The organism is Streptomyces durmitorensis (assembly GCF_023498005.1).
In the GTDB taxonomy this organism is placed as follows: Bacteria; Actinomycetota; Actinomycetes; order Streptomycetales; family Streptomycetaceae; genus Streptomyces; species Streptomyces durmitorensis.
Genome location: NZ_CP097289.1, coordinates 7,539,198 through 7,560,089, shown reverse-complemented (window position 1 = coordinate 7,560,089; position 20,892 = coordinate 7,539,198). Strand labels below are relative to the sequence as shown.

Here is a 20,892-nt window from a genome sequence, read left to right as displayed (position 1 = left end):
CCCACGAAGGACACCCGCAGCCGCCCTGTCTTCTACAGGTACTGACCGGTGTTCGCCACCGTGTCGATGGAGCGTCCGGTGTCCGCGCCCTGCTTTCCGGTGACGAGCGTACGGATGTACACGATCCGTTCGCCCTTCTTGCCGGAGATGCGGGCCCAGTCGTCCGGGTTGGTGGTGTTGGGCAGGTCCTCGTTCTCCTTGAACTCGTCGATGCAAGCCTGGAGGAGGTGAGAGACCCTGATGCCCTTCTGGTCGGCGTCGAGGAAGGCCTTGATGGCCATCTTCTTGGCGCGTCCCACGATGTTCTCGATCATGGCGCCGGAGTTGAAGTCCTTGAAGTACAGGACTTCCTTGTCGCCGTTGGCGTACGTCACCTCGAGGAAGCGGTTCTCCTCGGACTCCGCGTACATCTGCTCCACGACGGACTGGATCATGCCGTCCACAGTGGTCCGCCGGTCGGCGCTGTGCTCGGCGAGGTCGTCCGCGTGCAGCGGGAGCCGCTCGGTGAGGTACTTGGCGAAGATGTCCTTCGCCGCCTGGGCGTCGGGGCGCTCGATCTTGATCTTCACGTCGAGTCGTCCGGGCCGCAGGATCGCGGGGTCGATCATGTCCTCACGGTTGGAGGCACCGATGACGATGACGTTCTCCAGGCCTTCCACGCCGTCGATCTCGGCGAGCAGCTGGGGGACGATGGTGTTCTCCACGTCCGAGCTGACTCCGGATCCGCGGGTGCGGAAGAGGGATTCCATCTCGTCGAAGAAGACGATGACGGGGGTGCCCTCGCTCGCCTTCTCCCTCGCACGCTGGAAGACCAGGCGGATGTGACGCTCGGTCTCGCCGACGTACTTGTTGAGGAGCTCGGGGCCCTTGATGTTGAGGAAGAAGCTCTTCCCCGCCGCCGCTCCGGTCACCTCGGCGACCTTCTTGGCAAGGGAGTTGGCGACGGCCTTCGCGATCAGCGTCTTGCCGCAGCCGGGGGGCCCGTACAGCAGGACGCCCTTGGGCGGCCGCAGTTCGTGCTCCCTGAAGAGGTCCGGGTAGAGGTAGGGCAGTTCGACCGCGTCGCGGATCAGCTCGATCTGGTTGCCCAGGCCGCCGATCTGCTCGTAGCCGATGTCCGGGACCTCTTCGAGGACGAGCTCTTCGACCTCGCTCTTGGGAACCACTTCGTAGACGTAGCCGGAGCGGGGTTCGAGCAGGAGTGCGTCGCCGGGGCGGATGGTGACGTCGAGGAGTGGTTCGGCGAGCCTGACCACTCGCTCCTCGTCGGTGTGCCCGACCACCAGGGCGCGCTCGCCGTCCTCGAGGATCTCCTTGAGGGTGACGATGTCTCCCACGCTCTCGTACTCCATGGCCTCGACCACGTTGAGCGCTTCGTTGAGCATGACTTCCTGGCCGCGCCTGAGCTCTTCGAGCTCCACGCTGGGGCTGACGTTCACCCGGAGCTTGCGGCCCCCGGTGAAGATGTCCGCCGTGCCGTCCTCATTCGCCACGAGGAAGACTCCGAAGCCGGCCGGCGGCTGCGCGAGCCGGTCGACTTCCTCCTTGAGGGCCACGATCTGGTCGCGGGCCTCACGGAGCGTGTTGGCGAGCCGCTCGTTCTGTGCGGACACGCCGGCCAGGTTGGTCTGCAGCTCGACGATCCGCTCTTCGAGAATTCTCGTATGCCGCGGAGAGTCGGCGAGCTTGCGTCGCAGGACGGCGATTTCCTGCTCGAGATAGGCAACCTGACCGGCGGGGTCATCAGACCCTCGCCCCGGCCGGATGCCGCGGTTGATGTCGTCGTCGTGTGCTGCCACGGTCCTCACCTCCTCCAAGGGGAGCTGGACGCTTCCAGACCCTACCTGGGTGGGTGTCGATTGAAACCCCTAGATCACAAAGACGGTCGAGGTGTGTCCGATCTTCACCCTTGCGCTCTCCCTCACGCCAGGTGAATACCCACCCAACAACATCGGAAAGCGGGCGGTTGTATCGTCGAAGCGTTCAACACCCGTCAGGGCTGGCCCGACTTGTCCTTGAGTCGGTTCGCTCGACGCAGCGATCGGCAGGAGAAATGACCGTGCAGGACGAAGCTGGGACCGGCCCCGAGGGCCGCGATCTCCTGGAGGTCTGGATCGACCAGGACCTCTGTACCGGCGACGGGATCTGCGCGCAGTACGCGCCCGAGGTCTTCGAGCTGGACATCGACGGTCTGGCCTATGTGAAGAGCGGTGACGACGAGCTCCTGCAGGCGCCGGGCGCCACAACGCCCGTACCGCTGCCGCTTCTGCGTGATGTCGTGGACTCGGCGAAGGAGTGCCCGGGAGACTGCATCCACGTGCGCCGTGTTTCGGACAGCGTGGAGGTCTACGGCCCCGACGCGGCCTGAGGTCGCGAACTCGACGACGAAGAAGGGCCTGTGCCCGCCGCTGAGCGGCGGGCACAGGCCCTTCTTCGTGTCCTGACGGTCACACGCTGTGCGCACCGGCCGGTGCGGAGCGTGCGAACGTGCCGTCCTTCCATTGCCACTTGGCCTCGTCCTTGAGGTCGGGGCAGCAGCTGGGCACGTTCGGTGACGAGTACCCCAGGAGCGTGGCGGTGATCACGCCGTCACGTACGGCGAAGTCGCTGACGTTCTGGCGGTCCTTCGGGTCGACGAGGGTGGCCACGACGCGGGGCTTGCCCTCCGTGGCCCGGGTGAGCACGTACACGCCGTCGGGCGGTGTGCCCGATCCGGCGGCGCAGTGCACGACGGCGACGGTCTCGGGGCTGCCGTCCCCGTCGAGGTCCCCGGAGGCCTTCTTCTTGACCACGGGCTTCACGTTGCCGCAGGTGATGGGGTACGTGACGGTGGCCGGATCCGGGGCCGGCGCGGGGGCCGCGGCGGTCTTGCCCGACGGCTTGGAGCTCGGCTGGGCCGCGTTCGCGGGGTCGGGCTGCAGGAAGGAGGAGCCCGCGATGACGGCGGCGAGCGCGGCCGCCGTGGCCAGCCAGTGGATGGGGCGGGTGGTGTTGTGGGCCAGTTCCGGGACGGCGGGGTGCTGCACTAGGAGTGTCTCCTGTGAGGGCTGTGCCGGTGGGGGAGGTGGCCAGCATCGTGCCATACCTCACAGTGCGGCGGAACAGCGGGGTCCAGGAAGGGCATGAACGGAAAGGCGCCGCCGCCGAGTTCCCCGGTCGATGGGGGAACTCGGCGGCGGCGCCTGTGCGTTCAGCGGTGGTGTCTCAGCGCTCCGCGCGGGGCGTGCCGCCGTCGGCGTTCGGGCCGGTGTAGTCGTCGCCGTAGGCGCCCTTGGAGGGGCGGCGGCGGCGCATGGGCGGCTCGACGCCGTCCGCGAGGCGGCGGGCGGTGAGCAGGAAGCCGGTGTGGCCGATCATGCGGTGGTCCGGGCGGACGGCGAGGCCCTCGACGTGCCAGTTGCGGATCATCGATTCCCAGGCGGTCGGCTCGTTGAAGCCGCCGATCTCGCGGATGGACTCGACGGTCCGTGCGAGCTGGGTGGTGGTCGCGACGTAGCAGCAGAGGATGCCGCCGGGGACGAGCGCCTTGGAGACGACGTCCAGGCACTCCCAGGGAGCGAGCATGTCGAGGATGACGCGGTCGACGTCGGTGTCGCTCAGGTTGTCCTGGAGGTCTCCGACGGTGAGCTGCCAGGCGGGGTGCGGGGCGCCGAAGTAGCGCTCCACGTTCTGCTGGGCGATCTCGGCGAAGTCCTCGCGGCGCTCGTACGAGTGCAGCATTCCTTCGTCGCCGATGGCGCGCAGGAGGAAGCTGCTGAGCGAGCCCGATCCCACACCCGCCTCGACGACGCGGGCGCCGGGGAAGATGTCCGCGAAGGCCAGGATCTGCCCCGCGTCCTTGGGGTAGACCACGGCGGCGCCGCGGGGCATGGACAGGACGTAGTCGGGGAGCAGGGGGCGCAGCGCGAGGTAGGCGACGTTTCCCGTGGTGCGGACAACGCTGCCCTCGGGAGCACCGATCAGCTCGTCGTGGGGGAAGGAACCCTTGTGGGTGTGGAAGTTCTTCCCGGCCTCGAGCGTGAACGTGTAGTGGCGGCCCTTGGGGTCGGTCAGCTGAACCTGGTCCCCGACCTTGAAGGGCCCGCGTCGGCGGGCGGCACCGGTCGGTTCGGACATGTGAACAGCCTACCGGCCCGTTCGGGGGCCAAGGACCAGGGTGGCCGCGTCAGCTGGGGCGGGCCATCGCCTTGACGAAGGCGCGCTCCACATCGGTGGCGGACAGCACTCCGTAGATCTCGCCGGAGGCCTCGACCACGAGGTACTCCGTGGCGGGTGTCGCCCGGAGCGTGTCGAGCAGCTCCTCGCCCGCGAGCTCGGCGGAGATCCGCATGCCTTCGGTGATGTCCTGGGCGAGGCCGCTGACGGTGACCCAGGGGCGGCGGTGCTCCGGCACCCCGACGATGGCCGCCTCGCGGACGACCGACATCGGGTCGCCGTCGGCGTCGACCACGACCAGGGCGCGGGCCCCCGCGTCGTTGGCGCGGCGCAGCGCTTCGGAGAGCGGGGTGTTCGTCTCGACGGGGACGGCGCGGCGGGTCAGGGCACGGGCGCGCAGCTCGGGCAGGTGCTGCCGCAGGCGGGCCATGCGCAGGCTGTTTCCGGCGCCGGTCCAGATGATCGCGGCGAGGATCGCGGCGAGCAGGGCGTCCGTGACGGTGTCCATGCCGCCGATGTCCTGGGTCTCGCCGCCGAGCGCGCCGGACTGGTTGAGGATCGGCAGGCCGACCAGGACGGAGATGGCGAGGGCGCGGCCGACCCAGGCTGCGGCGATGGTGCCGCTCATGGGCTTGCCGGTGATCTTCCAGACGACGGCGCGGAGCATGCGGCCGCCGTCCAGGGGCAGGCCGGGCAGGAGGTTGAAGGCGGCGACGATGAGGTTCGAGATCATCAGTCCCGCGAGCAGGACGCCGGGCACGGTGCCGGGTTCGACGGCCTGCATGCCCGCGTAGAAGACGCCCGCGAGGACGAGGGAGAGCAGGGGGCCCACGAAGGCGAGGATGAACTCGCGTCCGGGCGTCTCCGACTCCTTCTCGATCTCCGAGACCCCTCCGAAGAACTGGAGCTGGATGCGGCGCACCGGCAGCTTGAAGCGCAGGGCGGCGACGGTGTGGGCCAGTTCGTGGACGAGCACGGAGGCGTAGAAGGCGACGGCGAAGAAGAGGGAGACGAGGTAGCGGGCGGCGCCGAGTTCGGGCAGGACGCGGTCGAGCTGGCCGCCGAAGACCCAGGTGATGAGGGCGGCGACGAGGAACCAGCTCGGCGCCACGTAGACGGGCACGCCGAACGGCCGCCCCATGAGCAGCCCTCCCCCGGGCCCCTTCTGCCCCTTGGGCGGGGTCGCCTTCGGGGCGGGGCCGTGGCTGGCGTGCGCGTACTCGGGATGGGTGTCCTTGGCCGGTGTCTTCCCGGGCGTGTCCTGCGGGGCCGGCGTGGCCTGCGGGGTCTTCGTGAGGCGGTCGGCCGGCGCCTGGGGTTCGTCCGCGGGACGTGGTGTCTCGTCGGGCGCCTGCCGGGGCGCTGGTTCGGGTGCCTGGGGCCGGGCAGTGCTGTCGGGGCCCTCGGCGCTCTCGGAGCCGCCGTGCGCGGGCCTCGCGGAGTCGGCCGTGTCCACCGGACGTGGCGACTCCGAGTGGTCGTCCGCGTGGTCCGGCCGCCGACCGTCCGTCCCGTCGGACCGCGGCCTGCCGCTCCCGCCGCTCTCGTCCACGATGTCCCCTCGTTCGAAGCGTCCCTCGCCCCTGTCCGGCGCGGTACACGCACGATCATGCAGGGCGAGAGGGTCTGTCGTCGATGGTATGCGGCCGTTGTCAGTGGCGGGTCGTAGGGTCTGTCCTCATGGAAACAAGGACCGAGGGTGCCGTGACGGCCGTGCGTCCGGCGTCCCTGTCGCCGTCGCGCGCCAGTGACTTCATGCAGTGCCCGTTGCTCTACCGCTTCCGGGTGATCGACAAGCTGCCGGAGAAGCCGAGCGAGGCCGCGACCCGCGGCACGCTGGTGCACGCCGTCCTTGAGCGGCTCTTCGACGCGCCCGCGGGCGAGCGGACCGCGCCGCGCGCCAAGGCCCTGATCCCGGGCCAGTGGGACCGTCTGCGCGAGGCCAGGCCCGAGCTGACGGAGCTGTTCGCCGACGACGAGCAGGGCGAGCGCCTCGCGCGCTGGCTCGCGGACGCGGAGAAGCTCGTCGAGCGCTGGTTCACCCTGGAGGACCCCACGCGCCTGGAGCCCGCAGAGCGCGAGCTGTTCGTGCAGGCGGAGCTGGAATCGGGCCTGAAGCTGCGCGGCATCATCGACCGCGTGGACGTGGCGCCCACCGGCGAGGTGCGGATCGTCGACTACAAGACGGGCAAGGCCCCCCGCCCCGAGTACTCCGAGGGCGCACTCTTCCAGATGAAGTTCTACGCCCTGGTGGTGTGGCGCCTGAAGGGCGTGGTCCCGCGCCGCCTGCAGCTCGTCTATCTGGGCAGCGGCGACGTCATCACGTACGACCCCAGGACCGAGGACCTGGAGCAGGTCGAACGGAAGCTGCACGCGCTGTGGGAGGCGATCACGCTCGCCACCGAGACGGGCGAATGGCGGCCCCGGCCGACGAAGCTCTGCGGCTGGTGCGACCACCAGGCCGTATGTCCGGAATTCGGTGGGACTCCCCCGCCGTACCCCCTTGCGGTGAGGGTGCCCGAGTCCGAAGAGGGCACGCAGGGCAGAATGGCCCCGGGCTAGCGAAGGAGAGTTACGTGGCGATCCGTGTCCTACTGGTCGACGACCAGCCACTGCTGCGCACCGGGTTCCGGATGATCCTGGAGGCCGAGCAGGATGTCGCGGTCGTCGGCGAGGCCGGAGACGGCCTGCAGGCTCTCGACCAGGTGCGGGCGCTCCAGCCCGATGTGGTCCTGATGGACATCCGTATGCCGAGGATGGACGGCGTCGAGGCGACCCGGCAGATCACCGGGCCCGGCCGGGACGGACCGGCGAAGGTCCTGGTCCTGACCACCTTCGACCTCGACGAGTACGTGGTGGAGGCGCTGCGTGCGGGTGCCAGTGGCTTCCTCCTGAAGGACGCCCCGGCGAACGAGCTGGTGCAGGCGATCCGCGTGGTCGCGTCGGGCGAGGCGATGCTCGCGCCGAGCATCACGCGCAGGCTCCTCGACAAGTACGCGGGCCATCTCCCGTCGGGCGACGAGTCGGTGCCCGACACCCTGCACACGCTCACCGAGCGGGAGGTCGAGGTCCTCAAGCTGGTGGCGCGCGGCCTGTCGAACGCGGAGATCGCGGCGGACCTGTTCGTGAGCGAGACGACCGTCAAGACGCATGTGGGCCATGTGCTCACGAAGCTGGGCCTGCGCGACCGCGTGCAGGCCGCTGTGTACGCGTACGAGAGCGGTCTGGTGCGCCCCGGCGCGCAGTAAAGACAGCAGAGGCAGCAGAGAACGGAAAAGGTGGCCGCCCCTCAGAGGGGCGGCCACCTTCTTCATGTCCGTGATCAGGCCTTGCTGAGCTCCCAGAAGCGGAACACCGTCGACGCGTCGAGGCACGACTCGACGCCGTACACGTCGTCGGAGATGACGGCGTACTGCTTGGCCTGCCAGACCGGCAGGATCGGCAGCTCGTCGGCGACGATGTCCTGGAGCTTCGAGTAGTCCTCGTCGGTCCGGGTGCGGTCGGTCTCGCCCGCGGTGCCCGGGATGATCTTCCCGGTGATGTCGCTGTTCTGGTAGCCGTTCTGGAGGACGTTGCCCTTGCCGAAGAACGGCTGCGTGAAGTTGTCGGGGTCCGGGTAGTCCGGCACCCAGCCCTTGACGTAGACGCCGTACTTGCCGGACTTGATGTCCCGCTCGTACTGGCTGAATTCGATCGACTTCACGTCGGCGTCGAAGAGACCGCTCGCGTTGAGCTGCTTGGCTATCGCCCTCAGCTCCTGGTCGGTCGCGGGGCCGTAGCGCGAGGGCGTGGACCAGAGCGTGAGCTTGACCTTGCCGCTGATGCCCTCGTCGCTCAGGGCCGCCGCGGCCTTGGAGCGCTGCGGGCGGGCGCCGTAGGTGTCGAAGAAGGCGGTGTTGTGACCGCCGATCCCGGCCGGGACGATCGAGTACAGCGGCGTGGCCGTGTCCCGGTAGACGTCCTTGACCAGGGCGTCACGGTCCAGGAGGTAGGCCATGGCCTTGCGGACGCCCAGCTTGCCCGCGACGGGGTCCTTCATGTTGAAGACCAGGTGCTGCACCTCGGCGCTCGTGCCCTCGACGACGTCGATGTTCTGGCTCTTGTCGGAGGTGTCCTGCTCGATGTCCGCGATGTCGTTGGCGGCGAGGCCTCGGTACGCGATGTCGATCTCGTCGTCCAGGAGTGCCTTCTTCAGGCCCTTCTGGTCGTCGTGGAAGAACTTGAGGGTGACGCCCTTGTTCTTCACCTTGGCGGTGCCCTTGTAGTCGGGGTTGACCGAGAACACCGCCTGCTCCTTGTCGAAGGAGTCGAGCTTGTACGGTCCCGAGCCCGTGGCCTCGTCGCCGCCGCGCAGGCTGTTCATGTCGTACGACGCGTGGTCGACGATGGAGCCGGCGCCGGACGCGATCTTGCTGGGGAAGGTCGCGTCGGCGTACTTGAGCTGGAAGACGACCTTCTTGGCGTTCGGCGTCTCGACGCGGTCGAGCATCGGGAACATGATCGCCGGCCCGGCGTCGTCATTGATCTTCATCATGCGGTCGAAGGAGAACTTGACGTCCTTCGAGGTCAGCGCGTTGCCGTTGCTGAACTTCAGGCCGTCCCGCAGCGTGCACTCGAAGACCTTGGTCTTCGTGTCCGTGAAGCCGCACTCCTTGGCGGCCTCGGGCTCCGGCTCCGTGCCCCCGTTCGGGAAGCTCATCAGGGACTGGAAGACGTTGTTGAACAGAAGCCACGACCCGGGGTCGTAGCCGGACGCCGGGTCGGTGGCCAGGACGTCGTCCGACATCCCCATCACCACCGAGTCGCCGTCCTCCCCCGCTCCGCCCGATTCCGTGCCGCAGCCGGTCAGCAGGGCGGCGGCCAGTCCTCCCGTGAGGGGAAGGGCCAGCCACTGGTTACGCAATTTCACGTACGTGCCTTGTCGTTGATGTCCATCGGTGGAGCGAAGCCCGGCGGTCTGTGCCGGTGTGCGCGGAGGTCAGCCGCTCACACCGCGGCCGAGCTCCCACAGCTGAAGGTTCGAGGAGGAGTTGAGGGCCCACTCGACGCCCGTGATGTCGTCGCGGGCGGCGATGTACTGCCTGCCCTGCCAGAGGGGAAGCACCGGCACGTCCTCGGCGACGATGTCCTGGATCTTCTGGATGCTCTTGGACGCGGTGAGCCGGTCCGCCTCGCGGCGCGAGTGCGGGATCAGCTCCTCGTTGATGGTGCGGTTCACGTACGGCGAGCCGAGGAAGTTGTCCTCGTCGAGGAACGGCGCGAGGAAGTTGTCGGCGTCGGGGAAGTCGGGGAACCAGCCCATTCCGTAGACGTCGTACGCGCCCTTCTGCTCGGCGGAGCGGAAGGTGCTCCAGGCCTCGCCCTTGATCGACACGTCGAACAGGCCACTGGCGTCGAGCTGCTTCTTGAGCAGCTCGAACTCCTTCTTGGTGCCGGGGCCGTAGTGGTCGGTCGTGTAGTGCAGGGTGAGCTTGACCGGGGTGGTGATGTCGGCCTTCTGGAGCAGGCCCCGGGCCTTGGCCGGGCTCGGGTCGCCGTACTTGTTGAAGAACGAGTTCGTGTGGCCCGTGACCGTGGTCGGCACCAGGGAGTAGAGCGGCTCGGCCGCGTCGCCGTACACGCCGGTCGCGATGGCGCCGCGGTCGACGACCTGTGCCATGGCCTGGCGGACGGCCTTGGCCTTGACGGTGGTGGCGTCCGTGTTGAAGCCGAGGTAGCGGATCTCGAGGCCGGGCGTCTCGACGAACTCGATGTTCTTGCCCGGGTCCTCGCCGAGCTGCTTGATCTGCTCGGGCGACATGGTGCGCGTCATCATGTCGATGTCGCCGCTCTTGAGGGCGCTGCCCATGGCGTCGGTCGAGTCGTAGTTGCGCAGCTCGATCTTGTCGCTCTTGGGCTTCAACGCGCCCTTGTAGTTGGGGTTCTTGGAGAACACCGTCTTGACGAGCTGGTTGCCCTCGACCTCTTGCTCGGCGGTGTAGGGGCCGGAGCCGTCCACGTCGAAGCCGTCGCGCAGCTTGTTCTTCGCGTAGTGCTCCGAGCTGATGATGCCCGCGGTGGGCGTGGCCAGCTTGTACGGGAACGTCGCGTCGGGGCTCTTGAGGTGGAAGACGATGCCCCGGGCGCCCTGGGTCTCGATCGCGTCGACGTTGGCCACCAGACCGTCGGAGCCGCTGGGGTCCTTGACCTTGATGTCGCGCACCCGCTCGATGGAGAACTTCACATCGGTGGCGGTCAGCGGCTTGCCGTCGGCGAACTTCAGGCCCTTGCGCAGCGTGCACTCGTAGCGCTCGTTGCCGGTGTCGGTGAACCCGCACCTCTCGGCGGCCTCGGGCTCGGGCTCGCCGTCGCCGCGCGGCAGGGCCATCAGCGTCTGGACCGTCTGGCGCAGGATGTTCCAGGAGCCCGCGTCATAGGCGTACGCCGGGTCGAAGGGAGCCGGGACCTCGGGCGAGGTGGCGAACCGGTCCGTGGTGCCGACGGCGATCGCGTCGTCTCCCCCGCCGTCGCCCGCCCCGCCGCACGCCGCGAGCACGGGGGCGAGCAGACCTACGACGGCCGGCAGCACCAAAGTCTTACGGTTCATGCTCGACGTTCTCCAGAGCTGTTGGTCCCGTCGGTACCGGCAACGAGGGGTGGGGTCAGTCGGTCCGTGGGGGCGTGGCGATGTTCTCGCGACGACATTAGTCCGCACCACCAGTTGGGCCGGAAGGGACCGGAGTTGACCCTCAATCACGCAGCGAAACCGGGCGCGGACGCACCGATAACCCGACACGGGAAGGTTTCGTCAGGTTCCCCTCAATCGGGACACAACGACACTCCACAACTCGCCCATATCGGAGGCCCGACACAGCCGTGACCAGCTGTCGACCCCCTACGGAGTGGGAAAGGTCACATCTTCAACTGTTCAGCGCTTTCCAGCCATCAGACCTTGCAGGAAGGGCAGGTTGACGTGTTCGAGGGACGGGACCACGGTCCTGCCGGACGCCGGGGCGATGGGCGCCACTGAGGGTACGGCCACCACGTGGCAGCCCGCGGCCTCGGCCGCGGCGACGCCCGTCGCGGTGTCCTCGATGACGGCACATCTGGCCGGTTCCGCGCCAACCCCGGCCGCCGCGAGGAGGTACGGGTCCGGGTGCGGCTTGGTCCGGGTCACCTCGTCGCCCGCGACGGTGAGCGCGAAGTGGTGGGCCCCGATCGAGTCGAGCACGCGGTCGATGATGCGCCGGTGCGACGCGGAGACCAGTGCCATCGGCACCTCGTGCGCGGCGAGTTCGGCGAGGAGTCTGGCGGCGCCCGGCATCAGCGGCAGGGCGCGGCCGATGCGGTTCTCGAAGCCGTCGTTGAGCAGCACGGTCAGTTCGGGGACCGTGATGTCGGCCCCGGTGGACGCGATGAGGAATCCGGCGCTGCGCGTCATGGGGCCGCCGACGACCACGTCACGCCAGGCCTCGTCGAGCGTATGTCCGAGTGCGGCGAAGACCTCGACCTCGGCGTCCCACCAGAACCCCTCGGTGTCCACGAGTGTTCCGTCCATGTCGAGGAGCACCGCCTGCAGGGCGGAGCCTTCGGCCGTTCGGGTACCGAGCGCGGGAACCGTACTGGTCATCCGGGCACACCTCCATGAGGGACGAGAAGGCCGGTTGCTCCCTTGTGACGGGTGAGCAACCGGCCTGCGCTGGACCGACAAGTGTACGACTTGACCGCTTAACGCGCGTTGAAGTATTTCGCCTCGGGGTGGTGGATGACGATCGCGTCCGTGGACTGCTCCGGGTGGAGCTGGAACTCCTCGGACAGCTCCACACCGATCCGCTCCGGCTCCAGGAGCTCGGCGATCTTGGCGCGGTCCTCCAGGTTCGGGCAGGCGCCGTAGCCGAGCGAGAAGCGCGCGCCGCGGTACTTGAGGTCGAACATGTCCTCGACGGCGGCGGGGTCCTCGCCGCCGAAGCCGAGTTCGGCGCGCACGCGCGCGTGCCAGTACTCCGCGAGTGCCTCGGCCAACTGCACGGACAGGCCGTGCAGTTCGAGGTAGTCGCGGTAGGAGTCGGCGGCGAAAAGATCGGCGGTGGCCTCGCCGATCTTCGAGCCGACGGTGACGACCTGCAGGCCGACCACGTCGGTCTCGCCGGACTCCTCCGGGCGGAAGAAGTCCGCAAGGCACAGGCGCCGGCCGCGGCGCTGGCGCGGGAAGGAGAAGCGGGTGCGCTCGTTGCCCTGGTCGTCCAGGATGATCAGGTCGTCACCCTTGGAGACGCAGGGGAAGTAGCCGTGCACAACGGCCGCCTCCAGCATGTTCTTGGTGTGCAGCTCGTCCAGCCAGCCTCGAAGGCGGGGCCGGCCCTCGGTCTCGACGAGCTCCTCGTACGAGGGTCCGTCACCCTTGCGGGCCTCCTTGAGGCCCCACTGGCCCTTGAACAGGGCGCCCTCGTCCAGCCAGGAGGCGTACTCCTTGAGCTGGATGCCCTTGACCACGCGGGTGCCCCAGAACGGCGGGGTGGGGACGGGATTGTCGACCGAGACGTCCGAGCGGGCGGGCCCGTCGTCCTCGGTGACCTCCAGGACGGGGGTGTCCTTCTTGGGCACGCGGCGCTGCTTCAGCTCGGGCAGGGTGGCGCCGGGGACGCCGCGCTTGACCGCGATGAGGGCGTCCATCAGGCGCAGGCCCTCGAACGCGTCGCGGGCGTAGCGGACCTCGCCCTCGTAGATCTCGTGCAGGTCCTGCTCGACGTACGCACGGGTCAGCGCCGCGCCGCCGAGGATCACCGGGAAGTCGGCCGCCATCTTGCGCTGGTTGAGCTCCTCCAGGTTCTCCTTCATGATCACGGTCGACTTCACCAGGAGACCCGACATGCCGATCACGTCGGCGCGGTGCTCGGCCGCGGCGTCCAGGATCGCCGCTACGGGCTGCTTGATGCCGAGGTTGACCACGTTGTAGCCGTTGTTGGACAAGATGATGTCGACGAGGTTCTTGCCGATGTCGTGGACGTCGCCGCGGACGGTGGCCAGGACGATGGTGCCCTTGCCCTCGGAGTCCGACTTCTCCATGTGCGGCTCCAGGTGCGCGACCGCGGTCTTCATGACCTCCGCGGACTGCAGCACGAAGGGCAGCTGCATCTGGCCCGAGCCGAACAGCTCGCCCACGACCTTCATGCCCTCCAGGAGGGTGTCGTTGACGATGTCGAGCGCCGGGCGGGTCTCCAGGGCCTCGGTGAGGTCGTCCTCCAGGCCGTTCTTCTCGCCGTCGATGATGCGGCGCTGGAGCCGCTCGTCCAGCGGCAGGGCAAGGAGCTCCTCGGCCTTGCCCGCCTTCATCGACTTCATGTTGACGCCCTCGAAGAGCTCCATGAGCTTCTGCAAGGGGTCATAGCCCTCTTCGCGGCGGTCGTAGATCAGGTCGTGGGCGACCTTGACCTGCTCCTCCTCCAGCCGCGCGATGGGCAGGATCTTGGAGGCGTGCACGATGGCCGAGTCCAGGCCCGCCTTGACGCACTCGTCCAGGAAGACGGAGTTCAACACGACACGGGCGGCCGGGTTGAGGCCGAAGGAGATGTTCGACAGGCCCAGGGTGGTCTGCACGTCCGGGTGGCGGCGCTTGAGCTCGCGGATCGCCTCGATGGTGGCGATGCCGTCCTTGCGGGACTCCTCCTGACCGGTGCAGATGGTGAAGGTCAGGGTGTCGATGAGGATGTCCGACTCGTGGATGCCCCAGTTGCCGGTCAGGTCCTCGATGAGGCGCTCGGCGATGGCGACCTTGTGCTCGACGGTGCGGGCCTGGCCCTCCTCGTCGATGGTCAGCGCGATCAGCGCGGCGCCGTGCTCCTTGGCGAGCGCGGTGACCTTCGCGAAGCGGGACTCGGGGCCGTCCCCGTCCTCGTAGTTGACGGAGTTGATGACCGCGCGGCCGCCCAGCTTCTCCAACCCGGCCTGGATGACCGGCAGTTCGGTCGAGTCCAGGACGATGGGCAGCGTGGAGGCGGTGGCGAACCGGCCGGCGAGCTCGGCCATGTCCGCGACGCCGTCACGGCCCACGTAGTCGACGCACAGGTCGAGCATGTGGGCGCCCTCGCGGATCTGGTCACGGGCCATCTCCACACAGTCGTCCCAGCGGGCGTCCAGCATCGCCTCGCGGAACTTCTTCGAGCCGTTGGCGTTCGTGCGCTCGCCGATCGCCATGTAGGCGGTGTCCTGGCGGAAGGGCACGGTCTGGTAGAGCGAGGCCGCGCCGGGCTCGGGGTGCGGCTCACGGCGCACCGTCTCCACGCCGCGCACCCGCTCCACGACCTGGCGCAGGTGCTCGGGGGTCGTGCCGCAGCAGCCGCCGACCAGGGAGAGGCCGTACTCGCGTACGAAGGTCTCCTGGGCGTCGGCGAGCTCGGCCTCGGTCAGCGGGTAGTGGGCGCCGTTCTTGCCCAGGACCGGCAGGCCCGCGTTGGGCATGCAGGAGATCGGGACGCGCGAGTGGCGGGCCAGATAGCGCAGGTGCTCGCTCATCTCGGCCGGGCCCGTGGCGCAGTTCAGGCCGATCATGTCGATGCCCAGCGGCTCCAGCGCGGTCAGGGCCGCGCCGATCTCGGAGCCGAGCAGCATCGTGCCGGTGGTCTCGACGGTGACCGAGCAGATCAGCGGGAGGCTCGTGCCGGTGGCCTCCAGGGCGCGGCGGGCGCCCAGGATCGCGGACTTGGTCTGCAGCAGGTCCTGGGTCGTCTCCACCAGGAGGGCGTCGGCGCCGCCCGCGATCATGCCCTCGGCGTTGATCTGGTAGGCGTCACGCAGCGTCGTGTACGGGGCGTGGCCCAGGGTCGGCAGCTTGGTGCCGGGGCCCATCGAGCCAAGGACCCAGCGCTGCTGACCGGTCTTCGCGGTGAACTCGTCGGCGACCTCGCGGGCGATCCGCGCGCCCGCCTCGGAGAGCTCGTGGTTCCGCTCGGTGATGTCGTACTCGCTCAAGGCGGCGAAGTTCGTGCCGAACGTGTTCGTCTCGACACAGTCGACACCGACCGCGAAGTACTCCTCGTGGACCGAGCGCACGATGTCCGGGCGGGTCACGTTCAGGATCTCGTTACAGCCCTCGAGGTTCTGGAAGTCCTCAAGAGTGGGGTCCTGTGCCTGGAGCATCGTGCCCATCGCTCCGTCGGCCACCACGACGCGGGTGGCGAGGGCTTCGCGAAGGGCTTCGACTCGGGTCCCGTCGTGGAGACCGGACGAGGGGGTTGGCAACGAGGCCATGAAAGAGCTCCCTGAGGTGCGACGGCTGTCGGCTTTGCGCTTCGGTGGAAGGCGCACTCGGTCAGGGTAGCGGGACGAAGGTCCACGGCGCTTGAGTGTTCATGGTGCGGACGCCCCGGGCCGCCCACGGTCCGGCTTCTGGGGGGGTGTGCGGCCCGGGCACGGCGGGAGACTGCGAGGAACGGCGAGAAACGGCGAGAAACACAGCCTGCCGCTCTGTCGCGGGAGGTCGACAACGACCGATAGTGTTCGTCATTGTCGAACGTGGAGTCAGAGGGGACGGAGGAAGGGGCTGCGATGGCACGGAACATCCAGTCGCTCGAGCGGGCGGCCGCGATGCTGCGGCTTCTCGCGGGCGGAGAGCGACGGCTCGGCCTCTCGGAGATCGCGTCCGCCCTTGGCCTGGCCAAGGGCACGGCCCACGGCATCCTGCGCACCCTCCAGGCGGAGGGCTTCGTCGAGCAGGAGTCCGCGTCGGGCCGCTATCAGCTCGGCGCCGAGCTCCTGCGCCTGGGCAACAGCTACCTGGACGTGCACGAGCTGCGGGCCCGCGCCCTGGTGTGGACCGACGACCTGGCCCGCTCCAGCGGCGAGAGCGTCTACCTCGGCGTCCTGCACCAGCAGGGCGTCCTGATCGTGCACCACGTGTTCAGGCCCGACGACAGCCGCCAGGTCCTTGAGGTCGGGGCCATGCAGCCGCTGCACTCCACGGCCCTGGGCAAGGTGCTCGCCGCGTACGACCCCGTGGCGCACAGCGAGGCCGCGGAGGCCGACTGGCCCGCCCTCACCACACGCACCGTCGTGGACCCCGACGACTTCGAGGGCGTCCTCGACATCACCCGCGCGCGCGGGTACGCCTCCGACGTCGAGGAGACGTGGGAGGGCATCGCCTCCGTGGCCGCCCCCATCCACGACCGGCGCCGCATGCCGGTCGGCGCGGTCGGCATCACCGGCGCGGTGGAACGCGTCCAGAAGGACGGGGAGCTGCGTCCCGACCTCATCGCGGCCGTGCGGGACTGCGCCCGCGCCGTGTCGCGGGACCTGGGTGCCGGGCGCTTCTAGCCCCCGTCCCACCGCCTACCCTCCGCCGTTCGCCCCCTGCTCAACATGCAGGGGGCACCCTTCTGCGCGACGATCGATGCACGTGTTTCACCCCGGCGGGGATCGATAACCCGGAACGATCAATAACGATCGTGTTTTCAATAACAGAGCTCTTGACGGGCAAGTAACCCCGGGGCGAGACTCGCGTCCATCGGTCGGCATTGTCGAACACCTACCGGCATTACGCGCTAGAGTGTGACAAGGCCAAGGGCCGGCAACGACCTCACCTGAGGTCGCGGACCACCGGAGGGACCCGGGGTTCGCCTTCCCCTGGACGAAGGACAAAGGAGTCGCGGGTGTCCAGCTCCGACATCTTCATCGGCGAGACCATCGGTACCGCCATACTCATCCTGCTCGGCGGTGGCGTCTGCGCCGCCGTCACGCTCAAGGCCTCCAAGGCCAAGGACGCCGGCTGGCTCGCGATCACCTTCGGGTGGGGCTTCGCCGTGCTGACCGGCGCCTACCTGGCGGGTGGCGTGTCAGGCGCCCACCTCAACCCGGCGGTCACCGTCGGACTCGCCATCGAGGGCGGCACCAAGTGGAGCGACGTTCCGCTCTACCTCGGCTCGCAGCTGCTCGGCGCGATCATCGGCGCGATCCTGGTCTGGCTCGCCTACATGGGCCAGTTCAAGGCGCACCTCACCGACCCGTCGATCCTCGCCGCCCAGCCGGCGGACGAGGGCCTCGTCGACCAGAAGGCCGCGCCCAAGGCCGGTCCGGTGCTCGGCGTCTTCTCGACCGGCCCCGAGATCCGGAACTACGCGCAGAACGTCCTGACCGAGGTCATCGCGACCACCGTGCTGGTCCTCGCGATCCTCACCCAGGGCCTGAACGACAACGGCAACGGCATCGGCGTCCTCGGCGCCCTGATCACCGCGCTCGTCGTCGTCGGCATCGGTCTCTCCCTCGGTGGCCCCACGGGCTACGCGATCAACCCGGTCCGTGACCTGGGTCCGCGCATCGTGCACTCCCTGCTCCCGCTGCCCAACAAGGGCGGCTCGGACTGGACGTACGCATGGGTGCCGATCGTCGGCCCGCTGATCGGCGGCGCCATCGCGGGCGGTCTCTACAACCTCGCGTTCAAGTAGGACCGCGACAGCAGCCGATGACCGCCTGAGACAGACCGCCGAGCAAGAAATCAGGAGCACACCGTGACCACCGACGCACACACCGCTGGCCCCTTCATCGCGGCGATCGACCAGGGCACCACCTCGAGCCGCTGCATCGTCTTCGACAAGGACGGCCGGATCGTCTCGGTCGACCAGAAGGAGCACGAGCAGATCTTCCCGAAGCCGGGCTGGGTCGAGCACGACGCCTCCGAGATCTGGACCAACGTCCAGGAAGTCGTCGCGAGCGCCATCTCCAAGGCCGGGATCACCCACGAGGACATCAAGGCGATCGGCATCACCAACCAGCGTGAGACCACGCTGCTCTGGGACAAGAACACCGGCGAGCCGGTGCACAACGCCATCGTCTGGCAGGACACCCGCACCGACGCCCTGTGCAAGGAGCTCGGCCGCAACGTCGGCCAGGACCGCTTCCGCCGTGAGACGGGCCTGCCGCTCGCCAGCTACTTCGCCGGGCCGAAGGCCCGCTGGCTGCTCGACAACGTCGAGGGCCTGCGCGAGCGCGCCGAAGCAGGGGACATCCTCTTCGGCACCATGGACTCGTGGGTCATCTGGAACCTGACGGGCGGTGTCAACGGCGGCAAGCACGTCACCGACGTCACCAACGCGTCGCGCACCATGCTGATGAACCTGCACACCATGAAGTGGGACGAGAAGATCGCCGAGTCCATCGGTGTCCCGATGGCGATGCTCCCCGAGATCCGCTCCTCCGCCGAGGTCTACGGCGAGGTCACCGGCGGCAAGCTCGGCGACGTCCTGCCCGGCATCCCCGTCGCCTCCGCGCTCGGTGACCAGCAGGCGGCCCTCTTCGGCCAGACCTGTTTCGCCAAGGGCGAGGCCAAGTCCACGTACGGCACCGGCACCTTCATGCTGATGAACACCGGTGAGTCGGCCATCAACTCCTACTCGGGCCTGCTGACCACCGTCGGCTACCAGATCGGCGACCAGAAGCCGGTCTACGCCCTCGAGGGTTCCATCGCCGTCACCGGTTCGCTGGTGCAGTGGATGCGCGACCAGATGGGCCTGATCAACTCCGCCGCCGAGATCGAGACGCTCGCGTCGTCGGTCGAGGACAACGGCGGCGCCTACTTCGTACCGGCCTTCTCCGGCCTCTTCGCCCCGTACTGGCGTTCCGACGCCCGCGGTGTGATCGCCGGTCTCACCCGGTACGTCACCAAGGCGCACATCGCGCGCGCCGTCCTGGAGGCCACGGCCTGGCAGACCCGTGAGATCACCGACGCCATGACGAAGGACTCCGGCGTCGAGCTCACGGCCCTCAAGGTCGACGGCGGCATGACCTCCAACAACCTGCTGATGCAGACGCTCTCGAACTTCCTCGACGCACCGGTGGTGCGCCCGATGGTGGCCGAGACGACCTGCCTCGGCGCCGCCTATGCCGCCGGTCTCGCCGTCGGCTTCTGGTCCGGCACCGACGAACTGCGCGCCAACTGGCGCCGGGCGGCGGAGTGGACCCCCCGCATGGACGCGGACACCCGCGCCCGTGAGTACAAGAGCTGGCTCAAGGCCGTCGAGCGGACCATGGGCTGGATCGAGGACGAGGAGTAAGAACATGACCACCCTGCAGAGCGTCCCTGCCCTCGGGACGCATCCGGCTGCCGGTTCACGTGCCTCTTTTCCAGTGGCGAGCCGCGCCGAGACCCGGGAGCAGCTTTCCAAGGCGACGTACGACCTCCTGGTGATCGGCGGCGGGATCCTGGGCATCTCCACCGCCTGGCATGCCGCGCAGTCGGGACTGCGGGTGGCATTGGTGGACGCCGGTGACTTCGCCGGCGCCACCTCCTCCGCCTCCTCCAAGCTCCTCCACGGCGGTCTGCGCTACCTGCAGACCGGCGCGGTGAAGCTGGTCGCGGAGAACCACTTCGAGCGTCGCGCGGTGTCGCGTCAGGTGGCCCCCCACCTGGCGAACCCGCTCACCTTCTACCTGCCCGTCTACAAGGGCGGCCCGCACGGCGCCGCCAAGCTGGGCGCGGGCGTCTTCGCGTACAGCGCGCTTTCCGCGTTCGGTGACGGCGTCGGCCACCTGCTCTCGCCGTCGAAGGCCGCGCAGGACGTGCCGGAGCTGCGCACGGACAACCTCAAGGCCGTGGCCGTGTACGGCGACGACCAGATGAACGACTCGCGCATGGCCCTGATGACGGTCCGCGCGGCCGTCGAGGCCGGTGCCGCCGTCCTCAACCACGCCGAGGTCACGGGCCTTCGCTTCACCAAGGGCCGGGTCACGGGCGCGGAGCTCAAGGACCGCATGAGCGGGGACGAGTTCGGCGTCAACGCGCGGCTCGTGCTCAACGCGACCGGACCGTGGGTCGATCACCTGCGCAAGATGGAGAACCCCGACGCGGCCCCCTCCATCCGCCTCTCCAAGGGCGCGCACCTGGTCCTCAAGCGCACCGCCCCCTGGAAGGCCGCGCTGGCCACGCCGATCGACAAGTACCGCATCACGTTCGCCCTGCCCTGGGAGGACATGCTGCTGCTCGGCACGACCGACGAGGTGTACGAGGGCGACCCGGCGGACGTCAAGGTCACCGAGGCGGACACCGCACAGATCCTGGACGAGGCCGCGTTCTCCATCCGCGACCAGCAGCTGTCCCGCGATCTGATCACGTACTCCTTCGCGGGTCTGCGCGTCCTGCCCGGCGGCCCCGGCGACACCTCCAAGGCCAAGCGCGAGACGGTCGTCACCGAGGGCGCGGGCGGCATGCTCTCGGTCGCGGGCGGCAAGTGGACCACCTTCCGCCACATCGGCCGTACGGTGATGAAGAAGCTGGAGTCGCTGCCGGGCCACCCGCTCGGCGACGATTACGAGCCGATCTCGCAGCTCCAGAAGCGGCTTCCGCTGCCCGGCATCGCCAACCCGCGCGCGGTGGCGCACCGCCTGCTCGTCGACGGCCCCGCGCCGGGACCGCGCATGGCCGCCGACACCGCCAAGCACCTGGCGACGCACTACGGCTCGCTCTCCTTCGACATCGCCCGGCTGGCGAACGAGAACCCGGAGCTGGCCGAGCGCGTGTCGCCGGACGCCCCGGAGATCTGGGCGCAGGTCGTCTACGCCCGTGACCACGAGTGGGCCGAGACGGCGGACGACGTCCTTCGCCGCCGTACGACGCTGACGATCCGCGGTCTCGCCACGGACGAGGTCCGCGGCAAGGTCCAGGACGTGCTCGACGGCAAGTAGTCACACCAAGAGCTGTTGAAGGGCGGTTCCCCGCGGGAGGGGGAGCCGCCCTTCGGCGTGTCCGGACCCCGGGCCCGGCGTGCCGCGATA

General features: G+C 68.9%; 15 protein-coding genes. 7 read left to right on the top strand and 8 right to left on the bottom strand.

Translation table 11 applies throughout. From position 1 onward, the window contains the following. Positions 1 to 32 precede the first annotated feature (32 nt). Positions 33 to 1,799, bottom strand: a complete 1,767-nt coding sequence (gene arc, locus M4V62_RS33770; RefSeq protein ID WP_249590983.1) for a proteasome ATPase — start codon at positions 1,797 to 1,799, stop codon at positions 33 to 35. 254 nt (positions 1,800 to 2,053) lie between these two features. Here arc and M4V62_RS33765 point away from each other — a divergent pair, with 254 nt between their 5' ends. Further along, positions 2,054 to 2,368 carry a ferredoxin gene (locus tag M4V62_RS33765; protein ID WP_249590982.1) on the top strand — a complete coding sequence of 105 codons (315 nt, stop codon included), beginning with the start codon at positions 2,054 to 2,056 and terminating at the stop codon, positions 2,366 to 2,368. A 79-nt stretch (positions 2,369 to 2,447) separates the two neighbouring features. Here the strand turns inward: M4V62_RS33765 and M4V62_RS33760 are convergent, their stop codons facing one another. From M4V62_RS33760 to M4V62_RS33750, 3 genes are all read right to left on the bottom strand, one after another. Beyond that, positions 2,448 to 3,026, bottom strand: coding sequence for a hypothetical protein (locus M4V62_RS33760; protein WP_249590981.1), 579 nt, complete (start codon positions 3,024 to 3,026; stop codon positions 2,448 to 2,450). Positions 3,027 to 3,204: 178 nt separating this feature from the next. Then, positions 3,205 to 4,116, bottom strand: a complete 912-nt coding sequence (locus M4V62_RS33755; protein WP_249590980.1) for a tRNA (adenine-N1)-methyltransferase — start codon at positions 4,114 to 4,116, stop codon at positions 3,205 to 3,207. 49 nt (positions 4,117 to 4,165) lie between these two features. Further along, the gene (locus tag M4V62_RS33750; protein WP_249590979.1) at positions 4,166 to 5,707 is read right to left on the bottom strand and encodes a site-2 protease family protein; all 1,542 of its coding nucleotides are present in this window, start codon (positions 5,705 to 5,707) and stop codon (positions 4,166 to 4,168) included. A gap of 128 nt (positions 5,708 to 5,835) precedes the next feature. Here M4V62_RS33750 and M4V62_RS33745 point away from each other — a divergent pair, with 128 nt between their 5' ends. Continuing rightward, the gene (locus M4V62_RS33745; RefSeq protein ID WP_249590978.1) at positions 5,836 to 6,717 is read left to right on the top strand and encodes a RecB family exonuclease; all 882 of its coding nucleotides are present in this window, start codon (positions 5,836 to 5,838) and stop codon (positions 6,715 to 6,717) included. 14 nt (positions 6,718 to 6,731) lie between these two features. Then, on the top strand, positions 6,732 to 7,403 hold the full coding sequence (locus M4V62_RS33740) for a response regulator (RefSeq protein WP_249590977.1): 672 nt from the start codon (positions 6,732 to 6,734) through the stop codon (positions 7,401 to 7,403). 74 nt (positions 7,404 to 7,477) lie between these two features. On the opposite strand, the gene M4V62_RS33735 is transcribed toward M4V62_RS33740, so the two are convergent. The 4 genes from M4V62_RS33735 to metH form a co-directional block, all read right to left on the bottom strand. Then, positions 7,478 to 9,064, bottom strand: coding sequence for an ABC transporter substrate-binding protein (locus M4V62_RS33735; protein WP_249590976.1), 1,587 nt, complete (start codon positions 9,062 to 9,064; stop codon positions 7,478 to 7,480). Between the two features lie 69 nt (positions 9,065 to 9,133). Then, positions 9,134 to 10,741, bottom strand: coding sequence for an ABC transporter substrate-binding protein (locus tag M4V62_RS33730; RefSeq protein WP_249590975.1), 1,608 nt, complete (start codon positions 10,739 to 10,741; stop codon positions 9,134 to 9,136). A 321-nt stretch (positions 10,742 to 11,062) separates the two neighbouring features. Continuing rightward, a complete protein-coding gene (locus tag M4V62_RS33725) occupies positions 11,063 to 11,764 on the bottom strand; it encodes an HAD family hydrolase (RefSeq protein WP_249590974.1) in 702 nt (233 codons plus the stop codon). A 98-nt stretch (positions 11,765 to 11,862) separates the two neighbouring features. Next, the gene (gene metH / locus M4V62_RS33720) at positions 11,863 to 15,381 is read right to left on the bottom strand and encodes a methionine synthase (RefSeq protein WP_249590973.1); all 3,519 of its coding nucleotides are present in this window, start codon (positions 15,379 to 15,381) and stop codon (positions 11,863 to 11,865) included. 297 nt (positions 15,382 to 15,678) lie between these two features. Here metH and M4V62_RS33715 point away from each other — a divergent pair, with 297 nt between their 5' ends. The 4 genes from M4V62_RS33715 to M4V62_RS33700 all read left to right on the top strand — a co-directional run bounded on the left by M4V62_RS33715 (position 15,679) and on the right by M4V62_RS33700 (position 20,802). After that, on the top strand, positions 15,679 to 16,443 hold the full coding sequence (locus tag M4V62_RS33715; RefSeq protein WP_249590972.1) for an IclR family transcriptional regulator: 765 nt from the start codon (positions 15,679 to 15,681) through the stop codon (positions 16,441 to 16,443). A 335-nt stretch (positions 16,444 to 16,778) separates the two neighbouring features. Beyond that, a complete protein-coding gene (locus M4V62_RS33710; RefSeq protein ID WP_249590971.1) occupies positions 16,779 to 17,570 on the top strand; it encodes an MIP/aquaporin family protein in 792 nt (263 codons plus the stop codon). A 63-nt stretch (positions 17,571 to 17,633) separates the two neighbouring features. Further along, positions 17,634 to 19,175, top strand: coding sequence for a glycerol kinase GlpK (gene glpK / locus M4V62_RS33705; RefSeq protein ID WP_249590970.1), 1,542 nt, complete (start codon positions 17,634 to 17,636; stop codon positions 19,173 to 19,175). A gap of 4 nt (positions 19,176 to 19,179) precedes the next feature. After that, complete coding sequence (locus M4V62_RS33700; protein WP_249590969.1) at positions 19,180 to 20,802, top strand: glycerol-3-phosphate dehydrogenase/oxidase; 1,623 nt, start codon at positions 19,180 to 19,182, stop codon at positions 20,800 to 20,802. Positions 20,803 to 20,892: the final 90 nt, after the last annotated feature.